This window comes from Prevotella sp. CAG:592 (assembly GCF_000436015.1).
Taxonomy (GTDB): Bacteria; Bacteroidota; Bacteroidia; order Bacteroidales; family Bacteroidaceae; genus Prevotella; species Prevotella pectinovora.
On sequence record NZ_FR892570.1, the window covers coordinates 1 to 16933 of the forward strand.

A 16933-nucleotide genomic window follows, 5' to 3' on the forward strand; every position below is an offset into this window, starting at 1 on the left:
TTAACATAGAAAGCGATTTGGGTTAAAAGACAAACAAGATTCGTCCTTCCACAAGAGGAAGGCTTGTCGCTCCAAACCCCAAAGGCAGTCTGAAGCAAGGAGACGCAGCTCTAGTATCGACAGGACCGGCTATTATGAAAAAAGCTGAAAACATTTGGCTGTCTCGAAAATTATCATTACCTTTGTAGTAAATTTTAAAGCGACCTAAAGTGAAGAAAAAATTATACATACTACTGATATCCCTCATGCCGCTGGCAGGCTTCGCACAGAAGATAACGCTCGGCTCATGTGTGACCAAAGACGGAGGGCAATACAAAGGGGAGATGCTCGCGGGAAAACCCAACGGCAAAGGAAACGCCATATATAAGAACGGGGACACCTATGAAGGCGAATACGTGAAGGGAAGGCGCCAGGGATTCGGCGTGTACACATTCTCCGACGGAGAGAAATACGAAGGACAATGGTATCAGGACCAGCAGCACGGCAAGGGAACATACCACTTCATGAACAACAACAAATACGACGGACTCTGGTTCAGAGACTACCAGGAGGGGCATGGAGTGATGTACTACTACAACGGCGACAAATACGACGGAAACTGGTATCACGACAAACGTAACGGAAAAGGACGATACACCTACGCCAGCGGAGCATACTACGACGGACAATGGAAAGACGACAAGAAATGCGGCGAAGGGTTCTTCGACTGGGGTGACGGAACCACATACAAGGGAATGTGGCTCGACAACATGCGCTCGGGAAAGGGAGTGAACAAATACTCCGACGGAGACGTGTATGAAGGAGAATGGCTCGAAGACATGCAGAACGGCAAGGGAATATACAGATTCAGAAACGGAGACGTGTATGAAGGAGACTACCTGCACGGCAAACGCACAGGAGAAGGGATATTCAGATTCGCCAACGGAGACAAATACACAGGACACTTCAACGAAGGGAACATGGAAGGAAACGGCACCTTCGCATGGAAAAACGGAGACGTGTATGTGGGCTCATGGAAGCAAGACAAGCAGAACGGACACGGAAAGCTGACAAAGAAAAACGGCGACGTGTTTGAAGGCGAATTCAAAGACGGACTGCAGAACGGAACGATGATAATCCACTTTGCCGACGGAAGGAAATTCAAAGGAGTATACAAAAACGGAAAACGCAACGGAAACTCAATAGAAGTGGACAAAGACGGCAAAAGGACCGAAGGAGAATACAAGGACGACCTGAAAGACGGAAAGTTCATCATAAAAGACCGAAACGGAAACATCACCGCACAGGAGATGTACAGGATGGGCAGAAAGTCCTGACAATCAAAGAGCTGTAACAAAAAGGCACGGAAAACCGACTGCCGAAAGACTGAGTGACCAATGGCCGAAAGGAACAGGAAACCCAATGACTGGAAAGGCAAAGAGGCCGTCAGCCCGGAATGACGCAGCGCAAACGGAAAACGAACAACAACGGAGCCCCAAACACGGAGCGACGGACAAACGACAAATCTAATAAAAAAACAAAGCATCATGGTAATTGACACAATCGACAACCTGGAGAAGTACGCGACACTCAACCCGCTCTTCAAGGACGTGGTGGAATTCATCAAAGCAAACGACCTCAACACTCTCGAGGAAGGAAAGCACTTCATCAAGGACAAAGACCTCTTCGTCAACATACAGACCGCAAAGGGCAAGACAAAACAAGAGGCAAAGCTGGAGACACACAAGAGGATGATCGACATACAGATTCCGCTCTCGGCAGAAGAGACATTCGGATACACACCACTATGCAACCTGCCAGAAGAGGAATACAACGAAGAGAAAGATATCACGAAATACGCTATCCTCGCCGACACATATTTCACATGCAAGCCTGGGGAATTCGCAATATTCTTCCCGCAAGACGGCCATGCACCATGCGTGTCGGAAGAACCTCAGTTCAAGAAGGCTATATTCAAAGTGCTGGCATGACGCCTGCATACAGCGGAACAATGAGAGGAGGATAAACATCAACTAACGAAACAACTATCAGTAAATCATGGCAAGCAGAACAACGAAAGCCGATTCGCGGAAAACGGCAACGGCGAAAAAGGACCAGCCCAGACATATAGGCATCGTGCAGAAAGACCCGTATCTCGAACCATACGAAGACGCCATACGTGGCAGACACGAGCATGCGGAATGGAAAAAGAACCAGCTGACAAACAACGGAAAGAAGACGCTTGCCGCATTCGCCAGCGGACACGACTACTACGGACTACACAAGATGAAGCGCGGATGGGTGTTCAGAGAGTGGGCGCCGAACGCAACCGACATCTATCTCGTGGGCGACTTCAACAACTGGACGGAGGACGAAAGATACAGAGCCAGAAGAATAGAGGGAACGGGAAACTGGGAACTCAAACTCTCTGAAAAGGCGATGAAACACGGCGACCTCTACAAGATGCACGTGTATTGGCAAGGAGGCGACGGAGAGAGAATACCGGCATGGGCACAAAGAGTGGTGCAGGACGAAGAAACCAAGATATTCTCTGCACAGGTGTGGAACCCCGAACCTTATGTGTGGAAGAAAAACAAATTCGCCCCATGCAAATCGCCGCTACTCATATACGAATGCCACATCGGAATGGCACAGGATGCCGAAAAGGTGGGCACATACACGGAATTCAGAGACAACGTGCTGCCCAGAATACAGAAAGACGGATACAACTGCATTCAGATAATGGCAATACAGGAGCACCCGTATTACGGTTCCTTCGGCTACCACGTGAGCAGTTTCTTCGCACCGTCGAGCCGTTTCGGAACACCCGAAGAACTAAAGTCGCTCATCGACACGGCACACGGGATGGGAATTGCTGTGATAATGGACATCGTGCACAGCCACGCCGTGAAAAACGAAACCGAAGGGCTGGGAAACCTGGCTGGAGACCCCTGCCAATACTTCTACGGAGGCGACAGAAGGGAACACCCTGCATGGGACAGCCTGTGCTTCGACTACGGAAAAGACGACGTGGTGCACTTTCTGCTCAGCAACTGCAAATACTGGATGCAGGAATTCCGATTCGACGGATTCCGGTTCGACGGAGTGACCTCGATGCTGTACTACAGCCACGGACTGGGAGAGGCGTTCTGCAACTACGGCGACTACTACAATGGTCATGAAGACGACAACGCCATCTGCTATCTCACACTCGCCAACGAACTCATACACGAAATCAACCCCAAGGCTATAACAATAGCCGAAGAGGTGAGCGGAATGCCAGGACTGGCTGCCAAGGTAAAAGACGGAGGAATAGGATTCGACTACAGAATGGCGATGAACATCCCCGACTACTGGATAAAGACGATAAAGGAGAAAAGAGACGAAGACTGGAAGCCGAGCAGCATCTTCTGGGAGGTGAAGAACAGAAGGTCCGACGAGAAGACTATCAGCTACTGCGAAAGCCACGACCAGGCTCTCGTAGGCGACAAGACGATTATATTCAGACTCATCGACTCCGACATGTACTGGCACTTCAAGAAGGGCGACGAGAACGGAACCGTGGAAAGAGGAATAGCCCTGCACAAGATGATAAGACTCGTCACGGCAACGACCATAAACGGAGGATATCTCAACTTCATGGGCAACGAGTTCGGACACCCGGAATGGATTGACTTCCCACGCGAAGGCAACGGATGGAGCTATAAATACGCACGCAGACAATGGAACCTCGTAGACAACAAGGAACTGGACTACCACTATCTGGGCGACTTCGACAAGAGGATGCTCGAGACGATGAAGATGGTGAAGAACTTCCAGAACACCAGACTGCAGGAAGTCTGGCACAACGACGACGACCAGATACTGGCATACATGAGGGGTGACCTGCTCTTCGTGTTCAACTTCAACCCAGTGAAATCGTTCACAGGATACGGATTCCTCGTGCCGACAGGCTCCTACGACGTGGTGCTCAATACAGATGCAAAGGAATATGGGGGATTCGGGTTTGCCGACGACAGCATCACCCACCTCACAAATTACGACCAACTGTATGTGGACCAGCATAAAGAATGGCTGAAGCTATACATTCCGGCAAGATCTGCAGTAGTATTGAAGAAGAATTAAAATGACCAAAAGTATATTCACAAACAGAGGCAATGACACATGGATTGCAGAAATTGCATGTGCCATTGTCTTTTGCATTTTCACATTCGCCTACCTGTTTTTTTATCAGGCAGACCTCCTGACAATGGAGCAGCACGTATTGTCTGACGGACTGACAAAATACAACCGCACCATAGGAGCTGTCATCATCACGGCAATCCTGCTGCTGCTTCAGCAGGGAGTGGACGCGGCAACGAAGAGGACAATCAAGATGCCGGCACTCACCTACTTTCCCCCGGCGATGCTGCTGGCGATGCTCACCGACATCAGTCCGAGCATAGACCACGGCTACTCTATTGGCAAATGGGCATGGCTCGCCCCCCTGCTGCTCACGGCTTGGGGAGTAGCGGCGTATGTTTCGGCAAGACATAAAGACAGCGACAGCCCGAAGCAGAAAACCATAGTGCAGACTATATGGGAAAACATTCTGGCAATGTCAGCCCTATATATTTTCATAGGCGCCACGGCAAACACAGACAGAGTGTTCCACGAGAGGATGAAAATGGAAGTGATGGTGGCTGAAGGCAAATACAAGGATGCGCTCAACGTGAAGACAAGCAAGGCTGACAAAGACTCCACAATCACGATGCTAAGAGCCTACGCCCTGGCAAGAGAGGGCAAGATGGGCGAAAGACTGTTTGAATACAGAGTGTATGGAGGGTCGGAAGCACTGCTGCCAAACGGCACTACGGTGAAGAGTCTGCTACTGCCTAAATATGAAATATTCCGCTTCGTGGCAAAGCCGGCAGTAGAGAAGATGGGGGTGACACAGTATCTGAAATGGATGAAAAAACACAGATACGCCAAAAAGCCGCTCAGGGACTATCTGCTCTGCGCCTATCTTATGGACAGGAAGATTGACCTCTTCGTGAAAGAACTCGTGGACGACAAGGAAACGGAATTCGAAAAACTGCCGAAACACTACAGAGAGGCTCTGATATTATACAACCACATCAGGTCGAACCCCATGGTTTCTTACCACAACGACATCATGGACACCGACTACACAGACATGCAGAACATTCTGAGAAGCGTGACGAACAAGAAAGAGGCAATGTCGATGGCTGGAAAATCATACGGCAACACATACTGGTATTATTATTTCTCAGGAAAGTGAAGTGGAAAGACTGCATTTTCTTGAACAAAAATTTCAAGCATAAATAAATTTAGCTTAATTTTGCATATCTGCATCAGTAATGAATGTGTAGAGAAGAATGTTTAAACAACTAAGGAAGAACTGAAATATATAACGGAGGAAGGAAAGTAAAATATAACGGAGAAAAGACAATGAAAACGGAAGATGACATAAAGAAAGCAGTAGAAGTGATGAGAAACGGCGGGATTATATTATACCCCACCGACACGATATGGGGCATAGGCTGCGACGCCACAAACAGAGACGCCGTGGAAAGGATCTACAAGCTGAAGCGACGCGACGACCACAAGGCGATGATCTGCCTCGTAGACTCTGACGCAAGGCTGCAAAGATACGTGAGAAACGTGCCGGAAGTGGCATGGGACCTGCTTGAGCTGGCTGAAAAACCGACAACCGTGATATTGGACAATGCCGTAAACCTGGCAGACAACCTGATAGCCGACGACGGAAGCATAGCGATGAGAATTACCAAAGAACCGTTCTCCAAAGAATTATGCTACAGATTCCAGAAGCCGATAGTATCCACAAGCGCAAACATCAGCGGAGAACCCGCCGCACAGAATTACATGGACATCAGTGAAGAGATACTGAATGGCGTGGACTATGTGTGCTGGTCGAGAAGACAGGAGCACAAGCCCCACAATCCATCAAGCATCATAAAGCTGTCGGAGAACGGCGAGGTGAAAATCATCAGATAGAAAAGAGAAAGACTTGAGGAACAAATCATGCACGAAAAAATATCAGCGCTGCTGAACCAGGTCATTGAATGGCGCACAAGACACATTAACAACAAGCAGTTCACATTGATACTGAGCCTGGCTGTCGGTTTCCTTGCTGCAGTAGCAGCAAGCATACTACACACGCTCATCAAGCAGATACAGCATCTGCTCACGGTGGGATTCGACATCGACGGATTCAACTGGCTATATCTCATATATCCGGTGATAGGAATCTTCCTCACGTCGCTATTCGTAAGATACATCGTGAGAGACAACATCAGCCACGGAATAACACGCATCCTATACGCCATCAGCAGCAAGAAAAACAGACTTAAAGCCCACAACTGCTGGAGCTCCGTGATAGCGTCTGCCATCACCATCGGATGCGGAGGAAGCGTGGGAGCCGAGGCGCCTATCGTGCTAACTGGCTCAGCGATAGGAAGCAACCTGGGAAGGCTGTTCAAGATGGACAACCACACGCTGATGCTGCTCGTGGGATGTGGCGCGGCAGCTGCCATCGCAGGAATCTTCAAGGCGCCGATAGCCGGACTGGTATTCACGCTCGAGGTATTGATGATAGACCTGACGATGGCTTCACTCCTGCCAATACTCATAGCCAGCGTGACGGCAGCATGCTTCACATACATATTCTCGTCGGACGGAGTGCTATTCGATTTCCATGTTGACGGAACGTGGACTCTCTCAAGAGTGCCCGCATATATACTGATGGGAGTGGCTGGCGGAATAATAAGCCTGTATTTCATGCGCACGATGACAGCATGCGAGGGCGTGTTCGGAAAACTCAAGAACCATCCATACATAAAGCTGGCTCTCGGAGGAGCTATGCTAAGCACACTCATTGCCTTGTTCCCCGTGCTCTATGGCGAAGGATACCACAGCATCAACATTCTACTCAACGGAAGGACTCCGCAGGACTGGGACCAAATCCTCAACAACTCTCTCTTCTACGGACACAGCAACCTGCTCGTGGTGTATGTACTGCTTGTAATACTCACCAAAGTGTTTGCCACATCAGCTACCAACGGAGGAGGAGGATGCGGAGGAACATTCGCACCGTCATTGTTCATCGGAGCCTATGTGGGATTCTTGTTCGCAAGACTCTGGAACATGTATGAAATCGGAATTTACGTGCCTGAAAAGAATTTCGTGCTCCTGGGAATGGCTGCCGTAATGGCGGGAGTAATGCATGCTCCGCTCACGGGAATATTCCTTATAGCCGAAATAACAGGAGGCTACCAGATGTTCATTCCGCTGATGATTGTCAGCATCTGCTCATATCTTACAATCATCATCTTCGAACCGCACAGCATATACGGCATGCGACTGGCAAGGCAGGGAAAACTCATCACCCATCACACAGACAAGGCAATCCTCACGCTCATGAACATAGACAGCGTGATTGACAAGAACATCAGCCACGTGCCTGAGGACATGGACCTCGGAGCTCTCGTACACGCCATAAGCAGAAGCCACACCACCATCCTGCCCGTTCTAGACGAGGGCGGGAAGTTCATGGGAGAAATCGATATGTCGAAGATCAGGCACATAATATTCAGGACGGAACTTTACCACCACTTCAAGGTGAAGCAGCTAATATCCCAACCGCCATGTGTGCTCAGCGTGAACGACCCTATGGAGACAGTGATGAAGAATTTCGACCAAACAGACGCCGGAATGCTGCCTGTACTTGAAACCGACGGCACGTTGAGAGGCTACGTAAGCCGCTCGCATCTATATTCCACTTACAGGAAAATGGTGGCAGACATGTCGGCTGAATAACCGCAGAAACACACCTATAAGACAATAAAACCGCCGAATTGCTAACGCAAAACAAGCGACAAGCATACTACAAACAAGCGGTTGTCAGATGACAAACAACGATAAAAGCAAGCTAACGAGAAGACAAAACTTCTCTTAGCTTGCTTTTATCATTAAGACAAAAATGCGTTTATCCCAAAACGGTCATTAGGGCTTGCTATATATTACCAATCTGAGTCTACAGCTTAACCTAACAGACAGGTCTACAATTTCACTTTCCAACCCGAAACATCCTTACCATTAAGGAAATCGCGCGCCTCCATCCTCTTCTTGCCGCTAAGCTGGATGACTTCAAGCTGCAGCTTATAATCCGAAGCATTGACAAGCAGACGACCCTGGTCTACGGTAAACAGTCCTACCCCACCGTCGGAAGGGATTTCCGTCTTGGCAGCCTTATATATCTTGAGCACAGATTCCTTGCCCTTGTCGTCGAGCACGGCAGTCCATGCTCCTGGCACTGGTGAAAGACCACGAATGAAGTCATAAACCTTCTTTACAGGCTGATTCCAAGAAATATTACACGTATCCTTGAAAATCTTTGGGGCTGAATGCAAATCTGACGATGAAGCCACCATGTCGCTTTGAGCCATAGACTCAACATGGCCGTCGCCTTCCAACATCTTGTCGATAGTCTTCAGAGCGAGATTTGCTCCCAACTCCATCAGACCGTCATAAACATTCTCCACGTTGTAGTCGTCGTGGATGTCGAAGGTGTCTTGCATTATAATCCTGCCTGTGTCAATGTCGTGGTCGAGGAAGAAAGTGGTGACTCCTGTCTGTACCTCACCATTGATGACTGCCCAGTTTATAGGTGCTGCGCCACGATATTGCGGCAGCAAGGCGGCATGAACATTGAATGTGCCGAAACGCGGCATAGACCATACCACCTCCGGAAGCATGCGGAACGCCACTACCACCTGGAGGTCGGCATCATAGGCACGCAAGGCTTCAACAAACTCCGGGTCTTTCATCCTGACGGGCTGCAGAACAGGGATGTTCTTGCTCATCGCATATTGCTTTACAAGCGAAGGCTGGAGCGTGTCTTGATGACGGCCCACGGGTTTGTCGGGCTGGGTCACCACGGCAACGACGTTATAGCCACCCTCCACGAGTTTGCTCAACGTACCGACGGCAAACTCCGGAGTACCCATGAACACTATACGTAAATCTTTCTTTTCCATTTGATTATTCAACAGTAACTGATTTTGCGAGGTTTCTTGGCTGGTCCACATTAAGGCCCTTGAACACGGCTACATGATAGGCTATCAGCTGCAACGGCAAGACAGAGAGCAATGGTGCCACTACAGGCAAAGTGGCAGGAATCTCAATTGTGGCCTCGGCAATGTTTTTCACCGCTTCATCGCCTTCTGTGACAATTGCGATGATTCTGCCATTACGGGCTTTCACCTCCTGGATGTTGCTCAATATCTTCTTGTATAGCTGATGGTGGGTGGCGACGAAAACCACTGGCATATTCTCATCAACCAACGCAATCGGGCCATGCTTCATCTCTGCTGCCGGATAGCCCTCAGCATGGATATAACTGATTTCCTTAAGTTTCAGAGCTCCCTCAAGAGCTACAGGATAGTTGAAGCCACGACCCATATAAAGAGCATTGCGGGCATAGGTCAGAGTGCGCGAAATGTCTTTTGTCAAAGCATCCTGCTCCAACACCTTCTTCATCTTCTCTGGTATGAGAGACAACTCTGTAACGTATTTCTCAAACTCCATCTGGGAAATGCTGCCCAGTTCATGACCCAGAGCCAGGGCAAAGAGGGTAAGAACCATCACCTGACCGGTAAACGCCTTGGTTGAAGCAACACCAATCTCCGGACCGACATGAGTATAAATACCTGTATCGGAGGCACGGGCTATACTTGAACCTACTACATTCACGATACCGAAACACAGGGCACCTCTTTCTTTTGCCAATTCAAAGGCGGCAAGGGTATCTGCAGTCTCTCCACTCTGGGAAATGGCTATGACGACATCTCCTGGCTGAATGACAGGCTTGCGGTATCTGAACTCTGAGGCATACTCCACATCAACGGGAATCTTCGCCCATTGCTCTATCATCTGCTTGCCAATCAGACCAGCATGCCATGAAGTGCCACAGGCTACGATAATGAAACGGCTGGCACGCAAAAGCCTGTCGCGATGCTGGTTTATCGCACTGAGCACAATCTTCTTCTCATCTGCCAGCAATCTTCCTCTGATACAATCGGAGATACAGCGTGGCTGGTCATAAATCTCTTTGAGCATGAAATGTTCATAACCTCCCTTCTCAAGAGTATCGAGATTTACGTCCACTTCCTTGATCTTAGGGTCTACATCCTCATTGTCAAGTGTATGGATCTCCATTTTCTGTCCTACCTTCAGCAGAGCCACCTCTCCATCATTCAAATATACCATCTGCTTGGTGTATTCCACGATAGGCAGAGCGTCTGAAGCAAGGAAAAATTCCTTGTGGTCTTCACCAATTCCGACTACAAGCGGACTTGACTTTCTTGCCACTACGATTTTGTCTGGGTTCTCCTTGTCAACCACAGCAATGGCATATGCTCCCGTTACTCGACGCAAAGCCGAAACTACGGCACCTTCCAGATCCTTGCCGTACTCATCCTGTATGAACTGAATCAACTGAACAAGCACTTCGGTATCTGTAGAACTCTTGAAGGTAAAACCCTTGCCCTCAAGAAAAGTCTTCAGATTGGAGTAGTTCTCGATAATGCCGTTATGAACAAGGGCCAGTCTGCCATTTTGTGAGACGTGGGGATGAGCATTCAATGTAGAAGGCTCTCCATGTGTAGCCCAACGAGTATGGGCAATGCCGATATGGCCGGATATGTCTTTAGAGGCAGCAGACTCTTCCAGATTGCTGACCTTACCCTTATACTTATAAATGTTCATCTTATGATCGCCGGCAAGAAGAGCAACGCCTGCCGAGTCATAACCACGATATTCCAGACGATGCAAACCTTTTATCAAAATCGGATAAGCATCTCTATATCCTATATATCCTACTATACCACACATAATTTATCTAATTAAAAATTGTTGTTAAAAAACTAATCCGTATCGAATGATATTTGTACGCAAAGGTAACAAATAAAAATAAAACAATAGAAGATTTTCTATCTTTTATGTAATTGAGAACCAAGACTGGATTCCTATTCAATACATAATACCCAATGAAAGCAAGGACGTCATTTCACCTTATTGAACACGAACCTTACGATGATGAAATTGACTGGTATTGATATTGCATACGCAGGAATCGGCGCCAGAGCTTTATGAATTCCTAACCAGACAAAAAAATTGAGCAGGCTTACTTGCAGCATGAAATTTATACAATGAGCAATTATAAAGCCCATGCCATTACGCTTCGTGGTCTTCTTCTTGAACGTGAAATACGCCGACATCAAATAATTGAACACGAAACTCAAAAAATAGCCGACGGCAAAAGCCAATGACATATTGACCGACAGCAAAAGCAGTACAAAATATATACCATAATGCAACGCTGTAGCCAACCCGCCTGTTATTATAAAGCGGAAAACCTCTGATTGGGTGAACGATCTGATATTTGCCATTAAAATATTCATCACAAGAAATGTATCAAAAAGCCGGCCTCCCAAAAGGAAGACCGACTTCTTAAGAAATTGATCAGGATATTAAAATCATTTTCTTGACCACCAATGCTTTTTCTTTGGAGGTTCCTGATTCAAATCAGTCAACATACTCTCCTTCAACACTCTGCGGTAACTCTTGCCGCTACATATCATCTGATATATCAGCCCCCATTCCGGTAGACCGCCGATGTTTCTGTCATCAATGAATATATCAGCCTTGATTTTCCTGCTGAAATGGTTGTTGTTCTGAGCGCCGTTCTCTTCGGGATAATCCTTGTTTACTGCCCAGAATTCCACGCCCCTTTCCCTGCACCACTCCACGGCTTCATCCAGAAGTTTGCCTTCTCTTACTGACCATAAGATCAATTTATGCCTGTCAGCAATGAGCTGTTTGAGGGTGTCGGTGGCAAAAGGTATTTCTTCACCGATCTCAGGATAACGATGTTCTACAATCGTTCCGTCAAAATCAACTGCTATCGTCATTATTTCAACTTCAGAGAGTTATCGTTTTCATTGCCATACTTGTTGCCATAGGTGCCGTAGGTTCCATATCTAGAAGAGCTGTATTTGCCATAGCTTCCATATTTGCCATAAGAACCATAATAGCGGTATTTACCGTATTTGCCTACACCGTAATAGTAGCCGTATTTCTTCTTCGACATGTCGATGCCATTAAGTACAATAGACATGTTTGGAAGTTTCTTCTCGGCATTCAACTGGTTGATGAGGCCGAATGCAGACTTAGGAGTATAGTCGGCACGACAAATGAAGACAGTAGCGTCTGAAACCTTTCCAACCTGGAGAGTGTCTGTGACCAGACCTACTGGAGCAGTATCGATAAGTATGTAATCGTAATGCTCCTTAAGCTGATCGATAACGGTGTAGAGGGAAGGACGTGTCACGATTTCTCCTGGGTTTGGAGGAATAGGACCAGCCATAAGCAAGTCAAGATTAGGATTAATCTCAGAGGGGAGTATTTCCTTTTCCACATCAGTCCAAGTAGGGTTGTCTTTCATCAGCAACTTGGTTATACCGTTATGATGGTTGTCTATCTCGAACAGCTCAGCCAATCTTGGCTTACGGATGTCAAGACCTACGAGAATTACTTTCTTTTCAAGCAAGGCGAAACTTATTGCCAGGTTTGCAGCATTGAAGGTCTTGCCCTCACCTGATGTTGAAGAGGTGAACATGATTACCTTCTGTCCCTCCTTAAGCATAAACTGAAGGTTTGTTCGCATAGAACGGAAAATCTCTTCCATCTGGTTGTTCTGGTTTTCATGCACAACGATATCCGCACGTGTCTTCACAGCGTCGTTGGCTACGGCAACGTCAGCGATAATAGGAAGATCGGTAAGCGATTCAACATCATCATGACCTTCAATACGATAACGGAAGAACTGGATAACATACAGAATTCCGGCAGGGATACACAGACCGAGAACAAAGCCAATAAGCATAATCATAATGCTCTTTGGACTGATTACACCGGCAAACTGAGGCAACTCGATAAGTTTACCCTTATCTGCCGTAGCTGCCAGTGAAATGGAGTTTTCCTCTCTCTTCTGCAGCAACATCAGATACAGGCCGGACTTAACCTCCTGCTGACGTCCTATCTGTGTCAGTATCCTTTCTTGCTCTGGAGTTCTTGCCACTTCACTGTTATACTGACCATATTGTGAAGCCACAGCATCGCGCTGGATTTCAAGATTACGTTTCGCCTGTCCGAGCGCCATCTTGATGCTCACGCTGATGTCATTAAGCTGAGAGGTCAGCTCCTCTACTACAGGAGAGCTTTCGGATGCAGTGCGCAGGAGTCGGTTTCTCTCCAATGCCACCTTATTATAATCATTGATCAATGAAGTGGAGGCAGCATCCTGCAGACCGACGTTTGAAGGAATTACCTGATACTTATTGCCAGGACGCTCCACGAACTGTATCAAACTGTTCAAGAGAGAGATTTGGGTTCCGGCATCTTTAAGTTTCTGCTCATAAGAAGAGAGGTTAGTAACGCTATTGCTGGCACCTGTCTTGATGTCAACGAGTCTGTTGCTTCTCTTATAGTCCTCGAGAGCCCCCTCAGTAGTACTCAATTCGGCATTGATCTTCTCAAGTCGTTCATTGACGAATGCCTCAGTACGCCTTGCTATCTCATTCTTGTCTTCGTTAGCCTGTCTGTTATAACAGATAGCCAACTGGCTCAGATAATCAATACCGCGCTGGATATTCTGGTCATTGAGCTGGAGATTCAACGTTGAAGAAGAAGCACTGGTCTGGGAAACGGCAAGCGAAGCACTGTATTTGCCAGCCATAGCCATAGGAGAACAGATTGAAACGATTTCTTCATCACCGTCATTCATCACACGTGTGGCGTTTCTTGTAAGATAAATCGTGCCTGCCTTGGTACGAATTGTAGCAGGCAGCATCTTTACTGTCGTGTTTATCTCATATGGTCCTGAATACATGTTCTCACCAAGCGAAACGAAATATGTTCCATTAACAACATAACTGTCTCCATCTCTCTTGATAGTCATGTTTACAGGCTGGTTCAACTTCTCTACATGAGCAGGATCCATATCAACGTTTACTGCCTGGTCTTTATAAAGGATGTTGTTCTTGAAACGGCCCTTGTTCCAATATGATACATAGAGCTTAAGATCTCTCACAGCCTCGGCTGCAAGGGTCCTCGTCTGAAGAATTTCCATCTCATTCTCCAAGCCATAGTTATTGGAGATAATACCAAGGTTCGCCATCTCACTAAGTCTTCCACGTCTTCCATTATCACCATCATCTTTGACAAGCAACTTGGCAACAGTGGAATATACAGGCGTAGAATATCTAAGATACAGATATGACGCACCTATACAGATGATAAGTGATAGTACAAACCATTTCCAATTCAGAAGGAACAAAGTGAATATTTTCTGAAAATCGAAAGAAGATTTTTCGTTGTCTTCATCGATAGAATAAAGATTTTTTTGTTGTTCAACCACCATATGATATTTAATTTTTATTGTCTACTAAATTATAGAGATACTGCCCATAATTATTCTTCATCATAGGCTTGGCTGTTTCAAGAAGCTGAGCATCCGTTATCCATCCTTGTTTATATGCGATTTCTTCAAGACAAGCCACTTTCAGTCCCTGGCGTTTTTCTATCACCTCTATAAAGGTACTGGCCTCCGACAAGCTGTCATGGGTTCCTGTATCGAGCCATGCGAAACCTCGCTGAAGAGTCTTTACTTTCAAATCGCCACGTTTCAGATATTCCTGGTTGACGGTGGTTATTTCAAGCTCGCCCCTTGCGCTTGGTTTAATGGTCTTGGCTATACGGACGACATCATTGGGATAGAAATACAATCCGACTACAGCATAATTGCTTTTTGGGCATTCCGGCTTTTCTTCAATACTCAGGCAGTTGCCTTCTGCATCAAATTCCGCCACGCCATATCTTTCAGGATCATTGACATAATATCCGAAGACTGTTGCCTTTTTCTCTTTCTCTGCAGTCTTCACACTATCTTTAAGCAGACCGGTAAAACCGGATCCATAAAATATGTTGTCACCAAGCACAAGACACACGTCGTCATTTCCGACAAAATCTTCACCGATTATAAAAGCCTGCGCCAACCCATCGGGGGATGGCTGTTCCGCATACTGGAAGCTTACACCGAAATCCGATCCGTCACCCAGAAGCCTTTTGAAACCAGGCAAATCATAAGGAGTAGAAATTATAAGAATTTCCCTTATGCCAGCCAACATCAGAACTGATATCGGATAATAAATCATTGGCTTGTCGAAAATAGGTATAAGCTGTTTGCTGATACCTTTTGTTATAGGATAGAGGCGTGTTCCGGACCCACCTGCCAAAACGATTCCTTTCATTTTAGTGCCGTTTAAATAATTAAATTCTAATTTAATCGCAATCTCATATTGACATAAGAATATCTTATTATGGACTGCAAAGGTAATAATAAAAATTACATTATTCAATTTTTATTTTGATTTTTGCTGAAAATCAAGTACATTTGCATAAACTTTTAATTCGACATAACAACTTTATCATATAAAACATTAAAATCAATCATAATGAGCATATTCAGCAAGTTATTTGGACACAAAGATAATGAAGAGCAAAAGATAGGCGGAATGGAAGACTACATGACCCTGATCAGAGTATATTTCCAGGCAGCTATCGCAGAACGAGTCGGCATCACAAACCTTAACGCCCTACCCGACCTCAGACAGTTCAAGACTTCACTCCACATACCTACAGTCAACAATAAATTAGGTATAGGAGAAAAATCACACTGCAAAAAAATGCTGCGTGACATATATGGCACCGAAGACTATTTCTTCAAAGAAATCGACCAAAGCATCAGAAAAGGATGTTCGAAGATGCAAGACGTGCAGGTTTACCTTTTGCAGTTCCAGAATTTCACACAGAATCTCATGATGCTTACCGGCAACTTGATGAAATTCAAATTGAGACTTCCTTCTATATTCAAGAAGGCATTATATTCTATGACGGAAAAAACCATTTCCGACATCTTCAACAAGAACAATTACACGGACCAAAGCGTACTGAAAGCGGTTGTTGAAGTAAGACAATACGACAAACGTTTGGGATTCAGCCAAAAATGGACAACAGACTTTGTATATCAGGTAGTCATGCTGGCAAAAAAGGAGAAAAAGCCTCAAAACGAAGAATAAGACAAGGCTTTTGTACGAAAAATTTGTACGATAAAACAAAAAACATTAAATTTGTAGGCAAAATAGTATCTGATGGCTGACAATGATAAAATCATAACACTTTTTACAACGCGCATAAGGCAGATGATTCTCCAATATAAAGAAACCAAGAAAGAGAATGAAGAGCTTTATGAAATGGTTGATGCCAAAGAGGCAGAAATCAAGCAGTTGAAATTAGAGTTGGAGCAGGCACAGAACAACTACAAAAGCTTGAAGACAGCCAGAATGCTGGAAGTTGCTGATGGAGACATCGAAGAATCAAAGAAAAAGATAGCTTCCATGATCAGGGATGTCAACAAGTGTATCACACTGTTAAGCGGAAAATAACCAGAGTGATGGCAGGAGAAGAAGAAAAACTACATATAAGATTGCATATCTACGATACAGACATGCCGGTCGTGATTGACCGTGCAGATGAGTTTACGTATCGGGAAGCGGCAAAAGATATCAACAAGGCCATAAACGCTTATTCTGAAATTTTCAAAGGAAAGAAAAGCGATAAGGAGATTTTGTATATGGCACTTATTGATATCACTTATAATTATGAGGTGGAGAAAATGAAAAATGACACCACCCCCATAAATGACATTCTCTCTAAAATCACGACTGAAATAGAGGATGCACTCAAATAGCTGCATCTGTTTCGCCAACAGTAACAATCTGAAAGAGAGAATAATAACTTAAAGTAATAAATA

The 16933-nt window shown here is 45.9% G+C and carries 15 protein-coding genes; 9 read left to right on the forward strand and 6 right to left on the reverse strand.

All coding sequences use genetic code 11. From position 1 onward, the window contains the following. The first annotated feature begins 209 nt into the window (after window positions 1–209). The 6 genes from QVO99_RS05235 to QVO99_RS05260 all read left to right on the forward strand — a co-directional run bounded on the left by QVO99_RS05235 (window position 210) and on the right by QVO99_RS05260 (window position 7818). The gene (locus tag QVO99_RS05235) at window positions 210–1316 is read left to right on the forward strand and encodes a phosphatidylinositol-4-phosphate 5-kinase (RefSeq protein ID WP_022316550.1); all 1107 of its coding nucleotides are present in this window, start codon (window positions 210–212) and stop codon (window positions 1314–1316) included. 210 nt (window positions 1317–1526) lie between these two features. Next, window positions 1527–1970, forward strand: coding sequence for a YhcH/YjgK/YiaL family protein (locus QVO99_RS05240; protein ID WP_022316551.1), 444 nt, complete (start codon window positions 1527–1529; stop codon window positions 1968–1970). A 67-nt stretch (window positions 1971–2037) separates the two neighbouring features. Continuing rightward, window positions 2038–4104 (forward strand): alpha amylase C-terminal domain-containing protein, encoded by a 2067-nt coding sequence (locus QVO99_RS05245; RefSeq protein WP_022316552.1) that lies wholly within the window; start codon window positions 2038–2040, stop codon window positions 4102–4104. A 1-nt stretch (window position 4105) separates the two neighbouring features. After that, complete coding sequence (locus QVO99_RS05250; RefSeq protein ID WP_022316553.1) at window positions 4106–5260, forward strand: DUF6057 family protein; 1155 nt, start codon at window positions 4106–4108, stop codon at window positions 5258–5260. Between the two features lie 170 nt (window positions 5261–5430). Next, the gene (locus QVO99_RS05255) at window positions 5431–5997 is read left to right on the forward strand and encodes an L-threonylcarbamoyladenylate synthase (RefSeq protein ID WP_022316554.1); all 567 of its coding nucleotides are present in this window, start codon (window positions 5431–5433) and stop codon (window positions 5995–5997) included. A gap of 27 nt (window positions 5998–6024) precedes the next feature. Next, a complete protein-coding gene (locus QVO99_RS05260) occupies window positions 6025–7818 on the forward strand; it encodes a chloride channel protein (protein WP_022316555.1) in 1794 nt (597 codons plus the stop codon). 242 nt (window positions 7819–8060) lie between these two features. Here the strand turns inward: QVO99_RS05260 and fmt are convergent, their stop codons facing one another. From fmt to rfbA, 6 genes are all read right to left on the reverse strand, one after another. Beyond that, window positions 8061–9038 carry a methionyl-tRNA formyltransferase gene (gene fmt / locus QVO99_RS05265; protein ID WP_022316556.1) on the reverse strand — a complete coding sequence of 326 codons (978 nt, stop codon included), beginning with the start codon at window positions 9036–9038 and terminating at the stop codon, window positions 8061–8063. Between the two features lie 4 nt (window positions 9039–9042). Then, window positions 9043–10893 carry a glutamine--fructose-6-phosphate transaminase (isomerizing) gene (gene glmS / locus QVO99_RS05270; protein WP_022316557.1) on the reverse strand — a complete coding sequence of 617 codons (1851 nt, stop codon included), beginning with the start codon at window positions 10891–10893 and terminating at the stop codon, window positions 9043–9045. A 170-nt stretch (window positions 10894–11063) separates the two neighbouring features. Continuing rightward, on the reverse strand, window positions 11064–11462 hold the full coding sequence (locus QVO99_RS05275) for a GtrA family protein (RefSeq protein ID WP_316931792.1): 399 nt from the start codon (window positions 11460–11462) through the stop codon (window positions 11064–11066). A gap of 75 nt (window positions 11463–11537) precedes the next feature. Beyond that, entirely contained in the window at window positions 11538–11972 is a 435-nt protein-coding gene (locus QVO99_RS05280) for a BT0820 family HAD-type phosphatase (RefSeq protein ID WP_022316559.1), read from the reverse strand. Continuing rightward, a complete protein-coding gene (locus QVO99_RS05285; RefSeq protein ID WP_022316560.1) occupies window positions 11972–14482 on the reverse strand; it encodes a GumC family protein in 2511 nt (836 codons plus the stop codon). The genes QVO99_RS05280 and QVO99_RS05285 overlap by 1 nt, the downstream gene beginning before the upstream one ends. A 7-nt stretch (window positions 14483–14489) precedes the next feature. Then, a complete protein-coding gene (gene rfbA / locus QVO99_RS05290; protein WP_022316561.1) occupies window positions 14490–15371 on the reverse strand; it encodes a glucose-1-phosphate thymidylyltransferase RfbA in 882 nt (293 codons plus the stop codon). A 204-nt stretch (window positions 15372–15575) separates the two neighbouring features. Between rfbA and QVO99_RS05295 the strand changes: the two genes are divergently transcribed. The 3 genes from QVO99_RS05295 (at window position 15576) to QVO99_RS05305 (ending at window position 16870) form a co-directional block, all read left to right on the forward strand. After that, window positions 15576–16199, forward strand: a complete 624-nt coding sequence (locus QVO99_RS05295; protein WP_022316562.1) for a hypothetical protein — start codon at window positions 15576–15578, stop codon at window positions 16197–16199. 72 nt (window positions 16200–16271) lie between these two features. Further along, window positions 16272–16565 carry a hypothetical protein gene (locus QVO99_RS05300; protein WP_022316563.1) on the forward strand — a complete coding sequence of 98 codons (294 nt, stop codon included), beginning with the start codon at window positions 16272–16274 and terminating at the stop codon, window positions 16563–16565. Between the two features lie 8 nt (window positions 16566–16573). Next, window positions 16574–16870 carry a cell division protein ZapA gene (locus QVO99_RS05305; RefSeq protein WP_042517564.1) on the forward strand — a complete coding sequence of 99 codons (297 nt, stop codon included), beginning with the start codon at window positions 16574–16576 and terminating at the stop codon, window positions 16868–16870. The last annotated feature ends 63 nt before the right edge of the window (window positions 16871–16933 follow it).